The 15,152-nt window shown below is 61.8% G+C and carries 12 protein-coding genes and 1 pseudogene; all 13 read left to right on the top strand.

Annotated elements, in window-relative coordinates; translation table 11 throughout:
* Nucleotides 1-217: 217 nt before the first annotated feature.
* Nucleotides 218-529 (top strand): annotated as a pseudogene (locus tag ACZRJ6_RS25570) (glycosyltransferase family 39 protein); the annotation flags it as partial.
* Nucleotides 530-595: 66 nt separating this feature from the next.
* Complete coding sequence (locus ACZRJ6_RS25565) at nucleotides 596-847, top strand: DUF2789 domain-containing protein (protein WP_463970613.1); 252 nt, start codon at nucleotides 596-598, stop codon at nucleotides 845-847.
* Between the two features lie 144 nt (nucleotides 848-991).
* Nucleotides 992-1,423 carry a MarR family winged helix-turn-helix transcriptional regulator gene (locus tag ACZRJ6_RS25560; RefSeq protein WP_149414257.1) on the top strand — a complete coding sequence of 144 codons (432 nt, stop codon included), beginning with the start codon at nucleotides 992-994 and terminating at the stop codon, nucleotides 1,421-1,423.
* The gene (locus tag ACZRJ6_RS25555; RefSeq protein WP_463970612.1) at nucleotides 1,420-3,498 is read left to right on the top strand and encodes an FUSC family protein; all 2,079 of its coding nucleotides are present in this window, start codon (nucleotides 1,420-1,422) and stop codon (nucleotides 3,496-3,498) included. The genes ACZRJ6_RS25560 and ACZRJ6_RS25555 overlap by 4 nt, the downstream gene beginning before the upstream one ends.
* Nucleotides 3,495-3,704: a DUF1656 domain-containing protein gene (locus tag ACZRJ6_RS25550; RefSeq protein ID WP_149414255.1), complete on the top strand. Its 210-nt coding sequence runs from the start codon at nucleotides 3,495-3,497 to the stop codon at nucleotides 3,702-3,704. Before ACZRJ6_RS25555 ends, ACZRJ6_RS25550 begins: the two co-directional genes overlap by 4 nt.
* Nucleotides 3,701-4,591, top strand: coding sequence for an efflux RND transporter periplasmic adaptor subunit (locus tag ACZRJ6_RS25545; protein ID WP_463970611.1), 891 nt, complete (start codon nucleotides 3,701-3,703; stop codon nucleotides 4,589-4,591). Before ACZRJ6_RS25550 ends, ACZRJ6_RS25545 begins: the two co-directional genes overlap by 4 nt.
* Nucleotides 4,588-6,030 carry an efflux transporter outer membrane subunit gene (locus tag ACZRJ6_RS25540; protein ID WP_463970610.1) on the top strand — a complete coding sequence of 481 codons (1,443 nt, stop codon included), beginning with the start codon at nucleotides 4,588-4,590 and terminating at the stop codon, nucleotides 6,028-6,030. Before ACZRJ6_RS25545 ends, ACZRJ6_RS25540 begins: the two co-directional genes overlap by 4 nt.
* A gap of 82 nt (nucleotides 6,031-6,112) precedes the next feature.
* Entirely contained in the window at nucleotides 6,113-6,745 is a 633-nt protein-coding gene (locus ACZRJ6_RS25535; protein ID WP_133103608.1) for an NADH:ubiquinone oxidoreductase subunit N, read from the top strand.
* A gap of 165 nt (nucleotides 6,746-6,910) precedes the next feature.
* Nucleotides 6,911-8,407 carry a YdgA family protein gene (locus tag ACZRJ6_RS25530; RefSeq protein ID WP_463970609.1) on the top strand — a complete coding sequence of 499 codons (1,497 nt, stop codon included), beginning with the start codon at nucleotides 6,911-6,913 and terminating at the stop codon, nucleotides 8,405-8,407.
* 217 nt (nucleotides 8,408-8,624) lie between these two features.
* On the top strand, nucleotides 8,625-11,084 hold the full coding sequence (gene pgaA / locus ACZRJ6_RS25525; RefSeq protein WP_463970608.1) for a poly-beta-1,6 N-acetyl-D-glucosamine export porin PgaA: 2,460 nt from the start codon (nucleotides 8,625-8,627) through the stop codon (nucleotides 11,082-11,084).
* Nucleotides 11,085-11,096: 12 nt separating this feature from the next.
* Nucleotides 11,097-13,094 carry a poly-beta-1,6-N-acetyl-D-glucosamine N-deacetylase PgaB gene (pgaB, locus tag ACZRJ6_RS25520; protein WP_463970607.1) on the top strand — a complete coding sequence of 666 codons (1,998 nt, stop codon included), beginning with the start codon at nucleotides 11,097-11,099 and terminating at the stop codon, nucleotides 13,092-13,094.
* A 3-nt stretch (nucleotides 13,095-13,097) separates the two neighbouring features.
* Nucleotides 13,098-14,444, top strand: a complete 1,347-nt coding sequence (pgaC, locus tag ACZRJ6_RS25515) for a poly-beta-1,6-N-acetyl-D-glucosamine synthase (RefSeq protein WP_463970606.1) — start codon at nucleotides 13,098-13,100, stop codon at nucleotides 14,442-14,444.
* A complete protein-coding gene (pgaD, locus tag ACZRJ6_RS25510; protein ID WP_463970605.1) occupies nucleotides 14,441-14,917 on the top strand; it encodes a poly-beta-1,6-N-acetyl-D-glucosamine biosynthesis protein PgaD in 477 nt (158 codons plus the stop codon). The genes pgaC and pgaD overlap by 4 nt, the downstream gene beginning before the upstream one ends.
* The last annotated feature ends 235 nt before the right edge of the window (nucleotides 14,918-15,152 follow it).

Raw genomic sequence — 15,152 nt, 5'->3', positions numbered from 1 at the left:
TCCTGAATCCTTGAAGGCGGCAATGATAGCGCGAACCTGCAAAGGCATCAGTGCAGGCCTACGAAGAATTCAGATTTGTCCGATTGGTGGCAAAACGGCAGGCGAATCAAGGTCTTTTGACCTAGAGTGGCGAGTGTTCGCGCAAGCGCGGGTTTTGCCCTGGAGAAGGGCCGTGGGTGAGGAAATAGAGGTGCGACGCTCTGTGGCGGAACAAGACGACCAGACCGATGCCCAGTTGCAGCTCTACACACCGCCCAAGGCCGATGGCACGCCGACGCGACCCAATGCCTATGGTTTTGGCACCCTGGTGGATCAGGACGGTGGGCGGATCTACCTCGATCGTTTGTCGGCTATACCTGCCGATACTCGACGCGTGTGGTTGATCAGCAGCAATGAAGCGCCGGATGACTTTGCCCCTCTGCCCGAAGGCTGGCGCCAGCTCAGTCAGCAGGACGGCGGCGGCGCTCGGGCGCGCCTGTTTGTGCTGTGTAACGTGCCGGAGGCGACTCACCGGGAGGGCTGCGATTAAGCTGCGCCAGGCTTATGCTCGCCTGTGAGGCTAGACTCAAGTGAACCTCCTGCTCAGGAACACACTATGCAATCCCCAGTCCACAGCTTGCCGTCTTTGTTCAAGCAACTCGGCCTGCCCGATGACCCGGTCAGCATCGAGCGTTTCGTCGCCGTCCACTCTCCACTCAAGCCCGAACTGCACCTAGCGGATGCGTTTTTCTGGACGGACAGCCAGAAGGCGTTCTTGCGGGATGAGATTTTGGATGATGCGGATTGGGCAGAGGTGGTGGATGAATTGAATTTGATGTTGCGGCGTAGCCGAGACGTGAACGCGTAGGAATGCAGCACTACTTACCTTGCGTCTCCAAATCCACCAATTTGTATCAAAACTTGACGGGCTCGTATCCATCCACCATATTGATAGTTAGCAAGCTAACTGTATGCGAACAATCAAGTGTCCCCAAATCTCGAACAACTTCACATGAACATCAGCAGCAGCATGGTGGTGGGTGCCAGGCACTGGCGAAAAATCTGCCAGACCACGCTGGTGAGCTTCGGCATTTCCGAAGCCTGCGCCGTGCCGCTGTTGATGATCGGCCGTCTCGGCGACGGTGTGCATCAGGTCAAGGTCGCTCAGGCGTCAGGGATGGAAAGCCCATCCCTGGTGCGCCTGCTGGACCAGCTGTGCAGCGCAGGTTTTGTGTGCCGCAGCGAAGATATTCACGACCGCCGCGCCAAGGCCTTGAGCCTCACCGCCCGTGGCCGTGAGCTGGTGCAAGCGGTGGAAGAGCAACTGGTACGCCTGCGCCGTGAAGTGCTGGCGGACATTGCTCCCCAAGACCTGGAGGCCGCCTTGCGCGTGTTGCGCGCTTTCGAAGGCGCCCATCAGCACCCTGCGGTAGTGCCTTCTTGAACGGATTTTTTACCGGCATGCCGCCGGCACGAGACTGGTTCTATGGAGTAAGAACGTTCGCCGCCTCGATGATCGCGCTGTACATCGCCATGCTCATGCAAATGCCGCGTCCGTATTGGGCGATGGCCACCGTGTATATCGTCTCAAGTCCCTTTGTCGGCCCCACCAGTTCCAAGGCGTTGTACCGCGCCATTGGCACCTTTCTCGGGGCGATGGCGGCGGTGTTTTTTGTGCCGATGTTTGTGCAGACGCCTTACCTGCTGGTGGTGGTCATTGCGTTGTGGACCGGGATTTTGTTGTTCCTGTCCTTGCACCTGCGCACCGCCAACAGCTACGCGCTGATGCTGGCCGGCTACACCTTGCCGCTGATCGCCCTGCCAGTGGTGGATAACCCCTTGGCGGTGTGGGACGTGGCCGAGGCGCGTGCTGAAGAAATCTTCCTCGGTATCGCCGTGGCGGCGGTGGTCGGCGCGATGTTCTGGCCCCGGCGCCTGGCGCCGGTGTTTGATGATTCGGTCAGTAAATGGTTTGCCGATGCGCAGGTCTACAGCCAGCGCTTTCTCAGTCGTAACGTGCAGCCCAAAGAGGTCAGCACGTTGCGCGGCGGGATGGTCGCCACCTTCAACACCCTGGAATTAATGATCGGCCAACTCCCCCACGAGGGCGCGCGGCCGCAAACGGTGCGCAACACCAAAGAGCTGCGCGGGCGGATGATCCACCTGCTGCCGGTGGTGGAGGCCTTGGATGACGCCTTGTATGCCCTGGAGCGCCGCACCCCGGAGCTGGTCGGAAAATTAGCGCCGCTGTTGGCGGCCACCACCGAGTGGCTGGAAAGCACCAAAAAGGATGCGCCTGTCGAACGCTGGCGCGTCCTGCGCGATCAACTTGAAGCCCTGCAACCCGACGCCGATGCCCTGGACGACCGCTATCAACTGCTGTTCTCCAACGCCCTCTATCGCCTTGGCGAATGGATCGACTTGTGGCAAGACTGCCGCAGCCTGCAAGCGGCCATCCAGTGCGGAAACCTGGACACCTGGCGCGCCGTCTACCGCCACTGGCGCCTGGGCCGGCTGACGCCATTCCTCGACCGAGGCCTGATGTTCTACTCGGCGTTTTCCACGGTCAGCGCGATCATCGTCGCCTCGGTGTTGTGGATTCTGTTGGGCTGGACCGACGGCGGCAGCGCGGTGATTCTCGCGGCAGTAGCGTGCAGCTTCTTTGCCTCGATGGACGACCCGGCGCCGCAGATCTACAAGTTCTTTTTCTGGACCGCGCTGTCGGTGGTGTTCGCCAGCCTCTACCTGTTTCTGATCCTGCCCAACCTGCATGATTTTCCGATGCTGGTGCTGGCCTTCGCGGTGCCGTTTATCTGCGTTGGGACCCTGACCGTACAGCCGCGTTTTTACCTGGGCATGCTGCTGACCATCGTCAACACGTCCTCGTTTATCAGCATTCAGGGCGCCTACGACGCGGATTTTCTAAGCTTCGTCAATTCCAACCTGGCCGGCCCCGTGGGCTTGTTGTTCGCCTTCCTCTGGACCCTGATCGCCCGCCCGTTCGGCGCGGAGCTGGCGGCCAAGCGCCTGACCCGCTTCAGCTGGCGCGACATCGTCAGCCTCACCAAGCCTGCAACCCTGGCCGAACATCGGCACATGGGCGCGCAAATGCTCGACCGGCTGATGCAACACCTGCCGCGCCTGGCCATCATCGGGCAAGACACCGGGATCGCCCTGCGCGAGTTGGGCGTGGCGCTGAGCCTGATGGACTTGCAGGCCTACTCGCCAAGAATCCTCGGCGTGCCTCGGGTGCTGCTCAACCAGGTGGTGGAGGACGTCGGCGCCTATTTCAAGGCGTGCCTGAAAGCCGGAGAGCGCTTGCCGACTCCCAGCGGTCTGCTGATGACCCTGGACCGCACCCGCCGCGCCCTTAACGGGCAAGGCCTGCAAGGCGAAGACGAGACCCGCCTGCACCTGCTCCACGCTCTCAGCGGTTTGCGCCTGTCACTGTTGCCGGGCGTGGAGTTTGTCAGCGCAGGCGAGATGGACGCGCCGCTACCTGATGGAGCGCCTTTATGATCGGTGATCTGGATATCAGCGGGGTGTTCCTGCCTACGCTGCTGGTGCTGATGGGCATTACGTATGTGTTGTACCTGGTGGTGCACGGGCTGTTGACGCGCTTCCACTTCTATCGCCTGGTCTGGCACCGGGCATTGTTCAATGTGGGTCTCTACGCTCTGTTACTGGGCGCAGTGGATTCACTCAGTCGATACCTGATGACATGAAAAAACCTTTTTTGACCATCGGCCGCGTGGTCCTGACGTTATTGGTGGTGACCTTCGCCTGCGTCGTGGTGTGGCGCATGGTGATGTACTACATGTTCGCGCCCTGGACGCGGGACGGGCACATCCGCGCCGACATCGTGCAGATCGCCCCGGACGTTTCCGGGCTGATCCAGCAAGTGGACGTGCGCGACAACCAATGGGTGGTGCGCGGCCAGGTGCTGTTCTCCGTCGACCAGGACCGCTTCAAGTTAGCCTTGCGCCAAGCCCAGGCCGCCATGGCCGACCGCCAGGAAACCCTGGCCCAGGCCCAGCGTGAAAACAAACGTAACCGTGGCCTTGGCAACCTGGTGGCCAGCGAGCAACTGGAAGAAAGCCAGTCCCGCGTGGCCCGCGCCCAATCGGCCCTTGCCGAAGCGCAAGTGGCGGTGGACAGCACTCAGTTGAATCTCGACCGCTCGGTAATCACCAGCCCCGTGGATGGCTACGTCAACGACCGCGCACCTCGAGTCAAGGAGTTCGTCACCGCCGGGCGCCCGGTGTTGTCGGTGGTGGACAGCAACTCCTTCCACATCGACGGTTATTTTGAAGAGACCAAGCTGGACGGCATTCACGTCGGTCAGAAAGTCGACATCCGCGTGGTCGGTGACCGCGCCCGCCTGCGCGGCCATGTGCAGAGCATCGTCGCTGGCATCGAAGACCGCGACCGCAGCAGCGGCGCCAACCTGTTGCCCAACGTCAACCCGGCATTTAGCTGGGTGCGCCTGGCCCAGCGGATTCCGGTGCGCATCGCCTTTGACGAGGTGCCGGCGAACTTTCGCATGATCGCCGGGCGCACGGCCACGGTGTCGATCATCGACGACCAGCCCAATGCGGGAGACAAACCATGAAACGGCTGTTAGCAACCGCTGGGCTGGGGTTGTTGCTGTCGGCTTGCCAAGTGGTTGGGCCGGATTATCAACTGCCGGATCAGGCCGCGGTGAACCGTGGTGACCTGCAAGGGCAGATGGCCGGGCAGGGCGCCAGCGTGGTCTCGGCACCGGTGCCCGCCGATTGGTGGAAGCTCTATCAGGACTCGCGACTGGATCAACTGGTGCAACAGGCCATGGCCTCCAACACCGACTTGCGCGTCGCGGCAGCCAACCTGCAACGGGCGCGTTTCCAGGTGCAAGAGGCACAGTCTGCGGGTGGCTGGAGCGGCGGCGTCAAGCTGGGTGCCCAGCGCTTGCAGGAATCCGGCGAAGCGTTTTTGCTGGCGGATAAAGTGCCAGTGGCCAACGTCGGTGACGTCGGCATTACCACCTCGTATCAGTTCGATCTGTTCGGCACTTTGCAGCGCGGTATCGAAGGCGCCCAGGCCAATGCCGATGCGACCCAGGCGGCCGTCGATACCGCCCGTATTACCTTGGTAGCGGATGTGGTGCGTTCCTACACCCAAGTCTGCGCGGCTAATGAGGAGCTGGGAATCGCCCGGCACTCCCTCGACCTGCAAGCACAAAGTACGAGTCTGACCCAACGCCTGCGGGACGCCGGCCGTGGTGATGAGACCCAGGTCACCCGTTCGCAAACCCAATTCAAATCCTTGCGCGCCGAACTGCCGCGTTATGAAGCATTGCGCCAGGCTGGGTTGTTCCGCCTGTCGATGCTGCTGGCCAAGCCTGTCGACCAACTGCCTGCCGGCACCCGCGATTGCGCCGAGTTGCCGCACATCGCTCAACTGCTACCGGTAGGCGACGGCGCGACGTTGCTCAAGCGTCGCCCCGATGTGCGCCAGGCCGAACGCCGCCTGGCTGCCGCCACCGCTGGCATCGGTGTCGCCACCGGCGAGCTGTACCCGGACATCAGCATTGGGGCCTCCATCGGCACCGTCGGCCTGCTGGAAAACCTCGGCAAACCAGCCGCCAACCGCTGGGGCTTCGGACCTTTGTTGAGCTGGACGGTGCCGTCCAATGGCTCCCGCGCGCGCATCCACGAAGCCGAAGCGGCGACCCAGGGCGCGCTGGCGCATTTCGACGGGGTGGTGCTCAACGCCATCCGCGAGACCCAGACCGGCCTGGCGCAATACACCGCTCAGTTGGAGCGCCGCGACGCCCTGGCCGATGCCGAACAGTCGGCGCAACAGGCTGCCGACCAGACCCACCGCTTCTTCCAGGCCGGCCGCGCGTCGTTCCTGGCAGACCTGCAAGCCACCCGCACCTACACCGACATGCGCGCCCAGTTGGCCCAGGCCAACACCCAGGTCGCCATGAGCCAGATCGATTTGTTCCTGGCCCTGGGCGGTGGCTGGGAAAGCGGACGAACGCAAGGCACAGAACCCAGCAAACCCTGAGACGGTTGCTATGCTTTGATCAGTTGGGCTTTCGTGATGGCCCCGCTGATCACTGCTCGCGTTGCTCATGGGGATTCCAATAATGAAAAACCCTTATGCTCCCGCTTTCTGGTGCGTGTTCTTCGCACTGGTGCTGCTCTCGGCAACTTACTTCTACGGCATCATGCTTGCCCATCAGATCGACAAGGCCATGGTGTTCCTCGACAGTGCCTGTGCGCTGATTGCCGTGCTGTCCATTGGTGTGGTGGCCTGGGCTTCTTACCAAGGCCAGCGAACCAAGAAAAAACTCCTCGAACAAGGCAAGACGCGGGTGGCGATCTGGGACACCAAGGTTGCCCTGCGCCGTGTCGAGACGGTGTTCGACCGCTATTTCTGGGGCAGTTACTGGCAACCGGGGCGCACCTTTCAGGAAGTCATGGGCGAACTCACCGGTACGCCCCTGGAAAAAAGCCTCGAAGCCCTGAAAAAACAATGTGTGGCCCTGGACCGGCAAGTGGCCGACGGACGGCATTGGCTCAATAACGCGCGAGAATTGTCCGATGTTGCCACCGACATGGCCCGTGAGCGTTATCAGCTGGATTTTTGCGATCCCAAGTCCGATACGCCGGGCAATGCGGTGATCCATCGCGAGTTTGAAGTGCTGGTGTACACCTGGACGGCGCGATTGAAGAGTTTTGATCATCAACTCGACGAGATCGAGCTGGAATATTCCTGAGTCCTCTCCCGTAGCAGTGGTCGAGCGCAGCGAGGCTGCATCCGACCGCTGCTACGGAGCCTATGCTAATCTTTCACCGGATTTTTCGGCGGGCTTGAGCCGACACCCCAGCAGGGGGTCAGGGAAGACAGCCCACTTTCGCACAGGATTTGATCAGGTCTCTTCATGAATAAGTCAGCAATCGTTCTCTTGGGTTTTGTTGCCGCCGTCGGCGTAGTCAGTGCCGGTGGCGCCTGGTACACCGGCAATCAACTGGAAGGTGTACTGAACACCTCGATCGAGGAGGCCAACAAGGAAATGCAGCGCTCCATGGTTGGGGTTGATGGCACCGTGACCATTGAAATGCTGTCCCTGGACCGTGGCTGGTTCAGCAGCACCGGCCATTTCCGCCTCAAGGCCCAGGGCTCGGTGTTCGGTGAAGACCATAAAGACACCGAACTGCTGTTTATCGACCGCATCGAACACGGCCCGCTGCCGCTCTCCCGCCTGCTGACCCTCAAATGGCTGCCGGTCCTGGCAACCAGCCACCTGGCCCTTGAGAAAAACCCCACCACCGAGAAATGGTTCGCCGCCACCAAAGACGTGTCGCCGCTCAAAGCCACCGCCAATATCGCCTTCAATCGTTCGGTGGACGGCAACCTGGAACTGCTGCCCCTGGAATTCAAGGATGACACCTCCAGCGTCAACTTCTCCGGCCTGAACCTGGATTTTTTCAACACAGCCAAGGGTGAGAAGATCAAGGTCAACGGTTACATGGACAACCTCAAGCTCTCGCTGATCGATCCAAACGGCGCGCCGTTCAAAGCCGAGCTGAGTGGCCTGACCCTGGCCAGCAATCTGTCCCGCAGCTCGTTTGGCTTCTTCACCGGGCAAAATACGATTGAGCTGACCAACACCCAACTCACCTTTGGCCCGCAGCAATTGATGCTGACCTTGAAGGGTTTCGAGCAAAAAGACACCAGCGACGTCCAGGACAACAACATGGCCGGGCGCGTGGACTACAAGATCGACGAGATCGTTTACCAGGGTAAACCCGTGGGTTCGGCTGCCATGGCCGTGAGCATGAAAAACGTCGATGTTCCGGCCATGATGGTGCTGACCCAGCTCTACCAGGCCAAGATGCAGCCGGTGCAAGCCGCTGCCGCTGCCGGGCAGCCTGCTCCTGAGTTGCAGCTGAACGAAGCCGAACAAGTGCTGGCCCAGGCCAACGTCGACAAACTGTTGGCCGCCAAGCCGCAAGTGGCCCTGGAAAACCTGTCCCTGAAGACCGTCCATGGCGAAAGTCGCTTCAACCTGCTGGTGGACCTGACCAAGCCGTCGACCATGGAACTGCCGCCGGTTGAACTGGCCAAGCAGATCATTGCGGTTCTGGACACTAACCTGACGCTGTCCAAACCGATGATCGCTGATGTCGCCGCACTGCAAGCGCAGGTCGGTGGTGTGACTGATCCGAAAGCCATCGAGCAGCAATCCCAAATGGCCAGCGAGATGGTCAGCGGCATGGCCGTCGGTACCCAATTGGCGACCCTTGAAGGTAACGACCTCGTCTCCAAGCTGCACTACGCCAACAATGAAGTGACCCTCAATGGCCAGAAAATGACCGTCGAGGAGTTCATTGGTTTTGTGATGAGCAAGGTCGGGGCGGTAAGCGGCGCTCAGTAAAACTGAAAAACCCCCTGTGGTGAGCCCGCTCGCCACAGGGTGGTAAATTCTTGTAGGAAAATTCTGAACAATTGTTCTGAATTGACCTTTTTATACCCCCCCTCATGGATATTGCGCCCCAGGAAAGCTTGGCCGGGTCATCAGATACCGGTCGCCTGATGCGTGTTGTACAGGTGAATTTATCGCTACAGCTTTCCTTGGTAAGGAAGCTGACGACATGTCGCGTAATGTTCACCCCTCTATCCCAAGCCGATTGCGCCTGTTTATCCGGGTTGCCCTGTGCAGCCAGCTGCTATGGCCTGTCGTGGCGTCGGCCGATGCGGCCTATGACGCCCTGATTCATCAGGCCCGCTCGGGTAACTACACGCCCGCCCTCAACCTGCTGCGCCAATTGCCCGTCGAACGCCAGACGCCGGGGCAGGTCAGCGATCACCTGCTGATTGCCAGTTGGGCGCGTCAGGACGCCGAAGTGCTGACGGTCTACGAGGCCCAGGGGCGCAATCGCAACCTGACCACCCAAGCGCTCGCCACCGTCGCCCGTACCTACCGCAGCCAGCAACGTTGGGCCCCGGCGATTGCAGTCTATCGCCAAGCGCTGGTGCGCGAACCGAACAACCCAGACCTTCAGTTGGGCCTGGCCTTGACCCTCGCCGATGCAGGTCAAACCGCCGAAGCCGTGGAGCGCGCCCGAGCCCTGGTGGCCGCCAAACCTGCGGACGTGGACCGGCGCCTGGCCCTCGGTTACGCCTTGTCCCGCGCAGGCTCACCTTTTGATGCGCTGTTCGAGTTCGACCAAGCCTTCATCCGCGCCGGCAACCGGCCCGAAGTCATTGGTGAATACCTCGTCGCCCTGCAACGCGCCCGCCTGCCGGAACCCGCCCTGCGCCTTGCCGCCCGGTACCCCGGTTTGCTCGACCCCGTCACCCAACGCCGCCTGGAAGGTGACCTCGCCGCCGAGCGCGTACGCCTGGCCGAGTTCGCGTCCCGTAGCGAAAAAGAGCGCTATGTCATCGCCGACCGCGCCCTCAAGGATTACGACCAACTGCTCGCCACCTGGACCCCGGACCCCAGCGCCCATGACGACGTGGTGCGCTGGCGCATCGACCGCCTGGGCGCCCTCAAGGCCCGCGCACGCACGGCCGAATTGATCTACGACTACCAGACCCTCACCAGCGAGGGTGTGCAATTGCCCACCTACGCCCTGCGCTGGGTCGCCGCCGCCTACCTCGACCAACGCCAGCCGGAAAAAGCTGCGCCGCTGTACCGTCAGGCCCTCGCGGCCAAGGACGCGGATGCTGGCGATCACGTTGAAGACAGCACTGCACTGTTCTACGCCCTGCTGGAAAACGATCAGGTCAACGAAGCCCGCACCGTCGCCGACAATCTCGCGAGCGCGCAGAAACCACGGGTAGAACTCAAGGGCCTGCCCACCGGCAATCCCAACGACGCCTGGATGGACGCCCAACAACTGGCGGCCCAGGCTGGCACCTATGGCGCCGACCTACCAGCCAGTGAAAAAGGCCTGGAGGCGTTGGTGAAACAAGCCCCTGGCAACATCGGGCTGCGCCTGGCCCAGGCCGATATGTACCGCGCCCGCGACTGGCCACGGCGCGCCGAAAACGCCCTCAAGGAAACCGAAAACCAGGCCCCGCGTGACATCGGCCTGCAGGTCTCCCAAGGTCACACCGCCCTGGATTTGCAGGAGTGGCGCCAGCTCGATGCGCTGACCGATGATGTGGTCGCCCGCGCTCCGGAGAACCGCCAGGTGCAGCGCCTCAAGCGCCTGCGTGAGGTTCACGACATGGCCGAGCTGCGGGTCGAGGCCTACACCGGCAAAAGTAACGGCGGCACGGTCGTCGGCAGCCGCGACTTTGGCATCGAAACCCTGCTCTACAGCCCGCCTATCGATGAGGATTGGCGCCTGTTCGGCGGCGTCGGCTACGCCACCGCCGACTTCGAGGAAGGCACCGGCCAGCACCGTTGGCAGCGCCTGGGCGTGGAGCGGCGCACCCGTGACATGACCCTCGAAGCCGAAGTCTCCAATCACTCCTACGGCTTTGGTTCCAAGCAAGGCGCCCGGCTGGCGATTGCACGGGATATCAATGATCACTGGCAATACGGCGGCAGCCTCGACTACCTCGCCGCCGCCACCCCGCTGCGGGCATTGAATGCCGACATCACCGCCAACGGCGGCAGCGGTTTTATCCGCTGGCGCGCCAACGAAAGCCGCGAATGGAAACTGGCCCTGAGCCCGTCCCATTTCAGCGACGGCAACAACCGTGTCGAAGCCCTGCTGACCGGGCGCGAAGGCGTCTACAGCTCGCCGGGTGTGCAAGTGGACCTGGGCCTTGAAGTCGGCACCAGCCGCAACAGCAAGCAAGGCGCGCCGTATTTCAACCCGCGCTCGGACTTCAGCGTGCTGCCCACGGTGAACGTCAACCACGTGCTCTATCACCGCTACGAGACCCAGTGGAGTCAGCAGTTCCAGGTCGGAGCGGGCACTTACAGCCAGCGGGATTATTCCACTGGTGGCGTCGGCTTGATCGGTTACGGCCAGCGTTTTCGCTGGAACGACGTACTGGAAACCGGCGCCAACCTCAGCTGGATCAGCCGACCTTATGACGGTGAGCGCGAAAGCGATTTGCGCCTGATCGTCGACCTCACGTACCGCTTCTAGAAGAGTCCGATCATGTCCATTCTTTCCCGCTGCTGCCTGGTGTTGGGATTCGTGCTGAGCAGCGCTTGCGCCCAGCAACCCGCGCCCTTTACTCCACCCGCCGAACGGCCCAAGGCGGCCAACGAAGCGCCGTGGCCGAAAAACCATTTTCTCGGTATTGCCTACCACGATGTCGAGGACCGCGACCCCGATCAGGCGGTGGTGGCGGTGCGCACCGAGCGGTTGATCGAACAGTTGGCCTGGCTGCGGGAAAACGGCTACCAGCCAGTCTCCGTCGACCAGATCCTCGCGGCCCGAAAGGGCGGCCCGCAGCTGCCGCCCAAGGCCATCATGCTTAGTTTCGATGACGGCTACGCCAGCTTCTATACCCGCGTGATGCCGATCCTCAGGGCCTACAACTGGCACGCGCTGCTGGCGCCGGTGGGCACCTGGATCGACACGCCGTTAAACCAGCCGGTGGATTTCGCCGGCACGCCGCGCCCGCGTTCCGACTTCCTGACCTGGCAGCAGGTGCGCGAAGTGTCGCAATCGGGCCTGGTGGAAATCGCCGCCCACACCGACGCCAACCACAAGGGCGTGTTGGCCAATCCCCAGGGCAACCTGCAACCGGCGGCCACCACCCGCCGCTTTGATACAGCCACCGGTCGCTATGAAACCGAGGCACAGTTCCAGGCGCGGATGCGTCCCGATGTGGCGGGTATTTCCAACAAGATCCGCGCTGTCACTGGCAAGGCCCCGCGTGTGTGGGTCTGGCCTTATGGCGCTCCGGATGGCACCACGTTGCGAGTGGTGGACGAGCAGGGCTATCAAATGGCCCTGACCCTGGAAGACGGCCTCGATAGCCTCGGCAACCTGATGAGCAGCCCGCGTTTCCTGGTGGCCTCGGACCCGGACGGCGAGCACTTTGCCAATGCCATCGTCAACGTTCAGACCCAGGCGCCGTTGCGCGTGCTGCATGTGGACCTGGACAACGTCTACGACCCCGACAAGGCACAAGAAGCGCGCAACCTCGACCAACTGGTCCAGCGCGTGGTGGACATGGGCGCCGACACGGTATTCCTGCAAGCCTTCGCCGACCCCAAGGGCGATGGGCTGGTGCATTCGCTGTATTTCCCCAACCGCCACTTGCCGGTGCGCGCCGACCTGTTCAACCGCGTCGCCTGGCAGTTGCACACCCGCGCCCATGCCAGGGTGTTTGCCTGGATGCCGGTGCTCAGCTTCGCCCTTGATGCGAAGCTGCCTCGCGTCACCCGCTGGGACCCGCAGACCGGCAAGGTTGGCCAGGACCCGGACCAGTACCAGCGCCTGTCGCCGTTTGATCCCAAGGTGCGGCAGATCATTGGCGAGATCTACGAAGACCTGGCCCGCATCAATGCCATCGACGGCGTGCTGTTCCACGATGATGCGGTGCTCTCCGACTTTGAAGACGCCAGCCCCGCCGCCCTCAAGGCCTATGCCGCCAACGGCCTGCCAGACAGTATTGAAGCCTTGCGTGCCGACCCTGCGGTGATGCAGCGCTGGACCCGCTTCAAGAGCCGATACCTGATCGATTTCACCCACGAGTTGACCGCCAAGGTCCGCAAACTTCGCGGTTCGCAAGTGCAGACCGCACGCAATATTTTCGCCGAGCCAATGCTTAACCCTGGCAGCGAAGCCTGGTTTGCCCAGAACCTCGATGACTTCCTCCAGAGCTACGACTGGACCGCGCCCATGGCCATGCCGCTGATGGAAGGCCAGAGCCTTGAAGACTCCAACGCCTGGCTGGAAAAGCTGGTGGCCACCGTCAAGGTCCGCCCCGGTGCCCTGCAACGCACGGTCTTCGAGTTGCAAGCCAAGGACTGGCGCACCGCCGCCGCGCCTGATCTTTCCGGCGCGCAAATGGCCGAGTGGATGGGCGTGCTCAAGCGCCAGGGCGTCACCAGTTTTGGCTACTACCCCGACAACTTCCTGGAGAACTCGCCGGACCTGAACACCGTGCGTCCGGCCCTTTCCAACCAGTGGAATCCTTGACCCATGTTCGACAGAATCCTGGCTTTACTCGTCTTGTCCCTGGTGTTGGGCGTGCCCCTGGGCCTGATCTTTCTGGTCACCGGGCAGTTCCTGATGGACTTCGTGTTTTTTTACCCACTGTTCATGTCCGGGCTGTGGATCGCCGGTGGCCTGTACTTCTGGCTGCACTGGGAGCGCCACTGGCCGTGGGCCGATGACACCCCGGCGCCGGTGCTGGCGGGCAACCCGCTGATCTCGATCCTGATCCCTTGCTACAACGAAGGCGACAACGCCGCCGACACCATTGGCGCCGCGCTGGCCCAGCAGTACCCGAACATCGAAGTAATCGCCATCAACGACGGTTCCAGCGATAACACCGCCGCCGTGCTCGATGCCCTGGCGTTGCGGGAGCCGCGCCTGCGAGTGCTGCACCTGGCGCAAAACCAGGGCAAGGCGGTTGCCCTGCGCATGGGCGCGGTGGCGGCTCGCAGCGAGTACCTGGTGTGCATCGACGGTGATGCCTTGCTCGACCGCAATGCGGCGGCCTACCTGGTGGCGCCGATGCTCGACAACCCGCGATTGGGTGCGGTCACCGGCAACCCGCGCATCCGCACGCGCTCCACATTGATCGGCCGGGTGCAGGTGGGCGAGTTCTCCTCGATCATCGGTTTGATCAAGCGTACCCAGCGGGTGTTCGGGCGGATCTTCACCGTCTCCGGCGTGGTGGTGGCGTTCCGTCGTGCGGCCCTGGACCGGGTCGACTACTGGAGCACCGACATGATTACCGAAGACATCGACGTCAGCTGGAAGCTGCAACTGGACCACTGGAGCATCTTCTACGAACCCCGCGCCCTGTGCTGGATTCTGATGCCGGAAACCCTCGGCGGCTTGTGGAAGCAGCGCCTGCGCTGGGCCCAGGGTGGCGCCGAAGTACTGTTCAAAAATATCCGTGGCATCTGGCAATGGCGCCATCGCTACCTGTGGCCGTTGCTGTTCGAGTACTGCCTGTCCACCGGTTGGGCCTTCACTTTTCTGCTGTCGGTGATCTTCTGGGGCGTGGGCAAAATTGTTCCGTTGCCGCAAGCGATTGCCGTGGATTCGTTGATGCCACCGGCCTTCACCGGTTTGCTGCTGGCGGTGGTGTGCCTGGTGCAGTTCGCCGTGAGCATCATGATCGACCGCCGTTATGAGCGCGGCCTGTGGAAAACCCTGTTCTGGACCGTCTGGTACCCGCTGGTGTTCTGGCTGGTCAGCCTGTTCACCACGCTGGTGAGTTTCCCCAAAGTGCTGTTCCGCCAACACCAGAAGCGCGCGCGCTGGGTCAGTCCGGATCGCGGAATCAAAGCCCCCCACAAGGAAGTGCAGCCATGAACCTGATTCGAACCTCTCAGCGCCCGGTGATGTGGGCAATCGATGTATTCCTGACCCTGATGGCCTGGGCCGGGTTGATTATTTTGTTGGTACGCGGGTTGGTGCCGATGCTGGAAACCCACGGCGGCCCGCGCCTGGATGCGCCGATTTTCGCGGCCTTGAATACCTTGCAGATTTACCTGTGGATTGCGGTATTTAACGCGGTGCTGCTGATCAGTTGGGCGCGTTATCAACAACGCCGAGGCAAGCGTTTTGCCCAGCGCAGAGCTGCCGGCAAGGCCCTGAGTGATAAAGGGTTGAGCGCAAGTTTCAGCCTGGCCGAGGGCGAGTTGGAACAACTGCGCCGGCCGGGGGTGTTGGTGATTCATAACGACCAGGACGGTGGGGTGCGGGAAGTGACCGCTCATGTGTCCCGTGAGGTGGAGCGGGTGGGGTTGAAGCTGGTGCGGGGGCGGGTCAAGGAAGTGGGCTAAATACAGCCTCTGTTGATGATCGTTGCCACGCTCCGTGTCCCACAGAGTGTGGCAACGATCAACATTCAAATATGGGATCCAATTCACAAAAGGCTCGTGAACTTTTCCTCTCTTCTGGCTACTAATCAATCTCGACGCAAGGTTGGTGGCTAACTAGTGGCAACTCTCTAGAGCCTTGACGAGACCTGCATCAAAACTGTTACCGCTTGTCGGAATAAAAATTCCAAATACAAGT

Source organism: Pseudomonas sp. C321, assembly GCF_055407105.1.
This window is presented reverse-complemented; position numbering and strand designations above follow the sequence as displayed.

Coding starts and splice junctions, on each gene's coding strand:
- ACZRJ6_RS25565 (WP_463970613.1), top strand. CDS start 596: ATGCAATCCCCAGTCCACAGCTTGCCGTCTTTGTTCAAGCAACTCGGC.
- ACZRJ6_RS25560 (WP_149414257.1), top strand. CDS start 992: ATGAACATCAGCAGCAGCATGGTGGTGGGTGCCAGGCACTGGCGAAAA.
- ACZRJ6_RS25550 (WP_149414255.1), top strand. CDS start 3,495: ATGATCGGTGATCTGGATATCAGCGGGGTGTTCCTGCCTACGCTGCTG.
- ACZRJ6_RS25545 (WP_463970611.1), top strand. CDS start 3,701: ATGAAAAAACCTTTTTTGACCATCGGCCGCGTGGTCCTGACGTTATTG.
- ACZRJ6_RS25540 (WP_463970610.1), top strand. CDS start 4,588: ATGAAACGGCTGTTAGCAACCGCTGGGCTGGGGTTGTTGCTGTCGGCT.
- ACZRJ6_RS25535 (WP_133103608.1), top strand. CDS start 6,113: ATGAAAAACCCTTATGCTCCCGCTTTCTGGTGCGTGTTCTTCGCACTG.
- ACZRJ6_RS25530 (WP_463970609.1), top strand. CDS start 6,911: ATGAATAAGTCAGCAATCGTTCTCTTGGGTTTTGTTGCCGCCGTCGGC.
- pgaA (WP_463970608.1), top strand. CDS start 8,625: ATGTCGCGTAATGTTCACCCCTCTATCCCAAGCCGATTGCGCCTGTTT.
- pgaB (WP_463970607.1), top strand. CDS start 11,097: ATGTCCATTCTTTCCCGCTGCTGCCTGGTGTTGGGATTCGTGCTGAGC.
- pgaC (WP_463970606.1), top strand. CDS start 13,098: ATGTTCGACAGAATCCTGGCTTTACTCGTCTTGTCCCTGGTGTTGGGC.
- pgaD (WP_463970605.1), top strand. CDS start 14,441: ATGAACCTGATTCGAACCTCTCAGCGCCCGGTGATGTGGGCAATCGAT.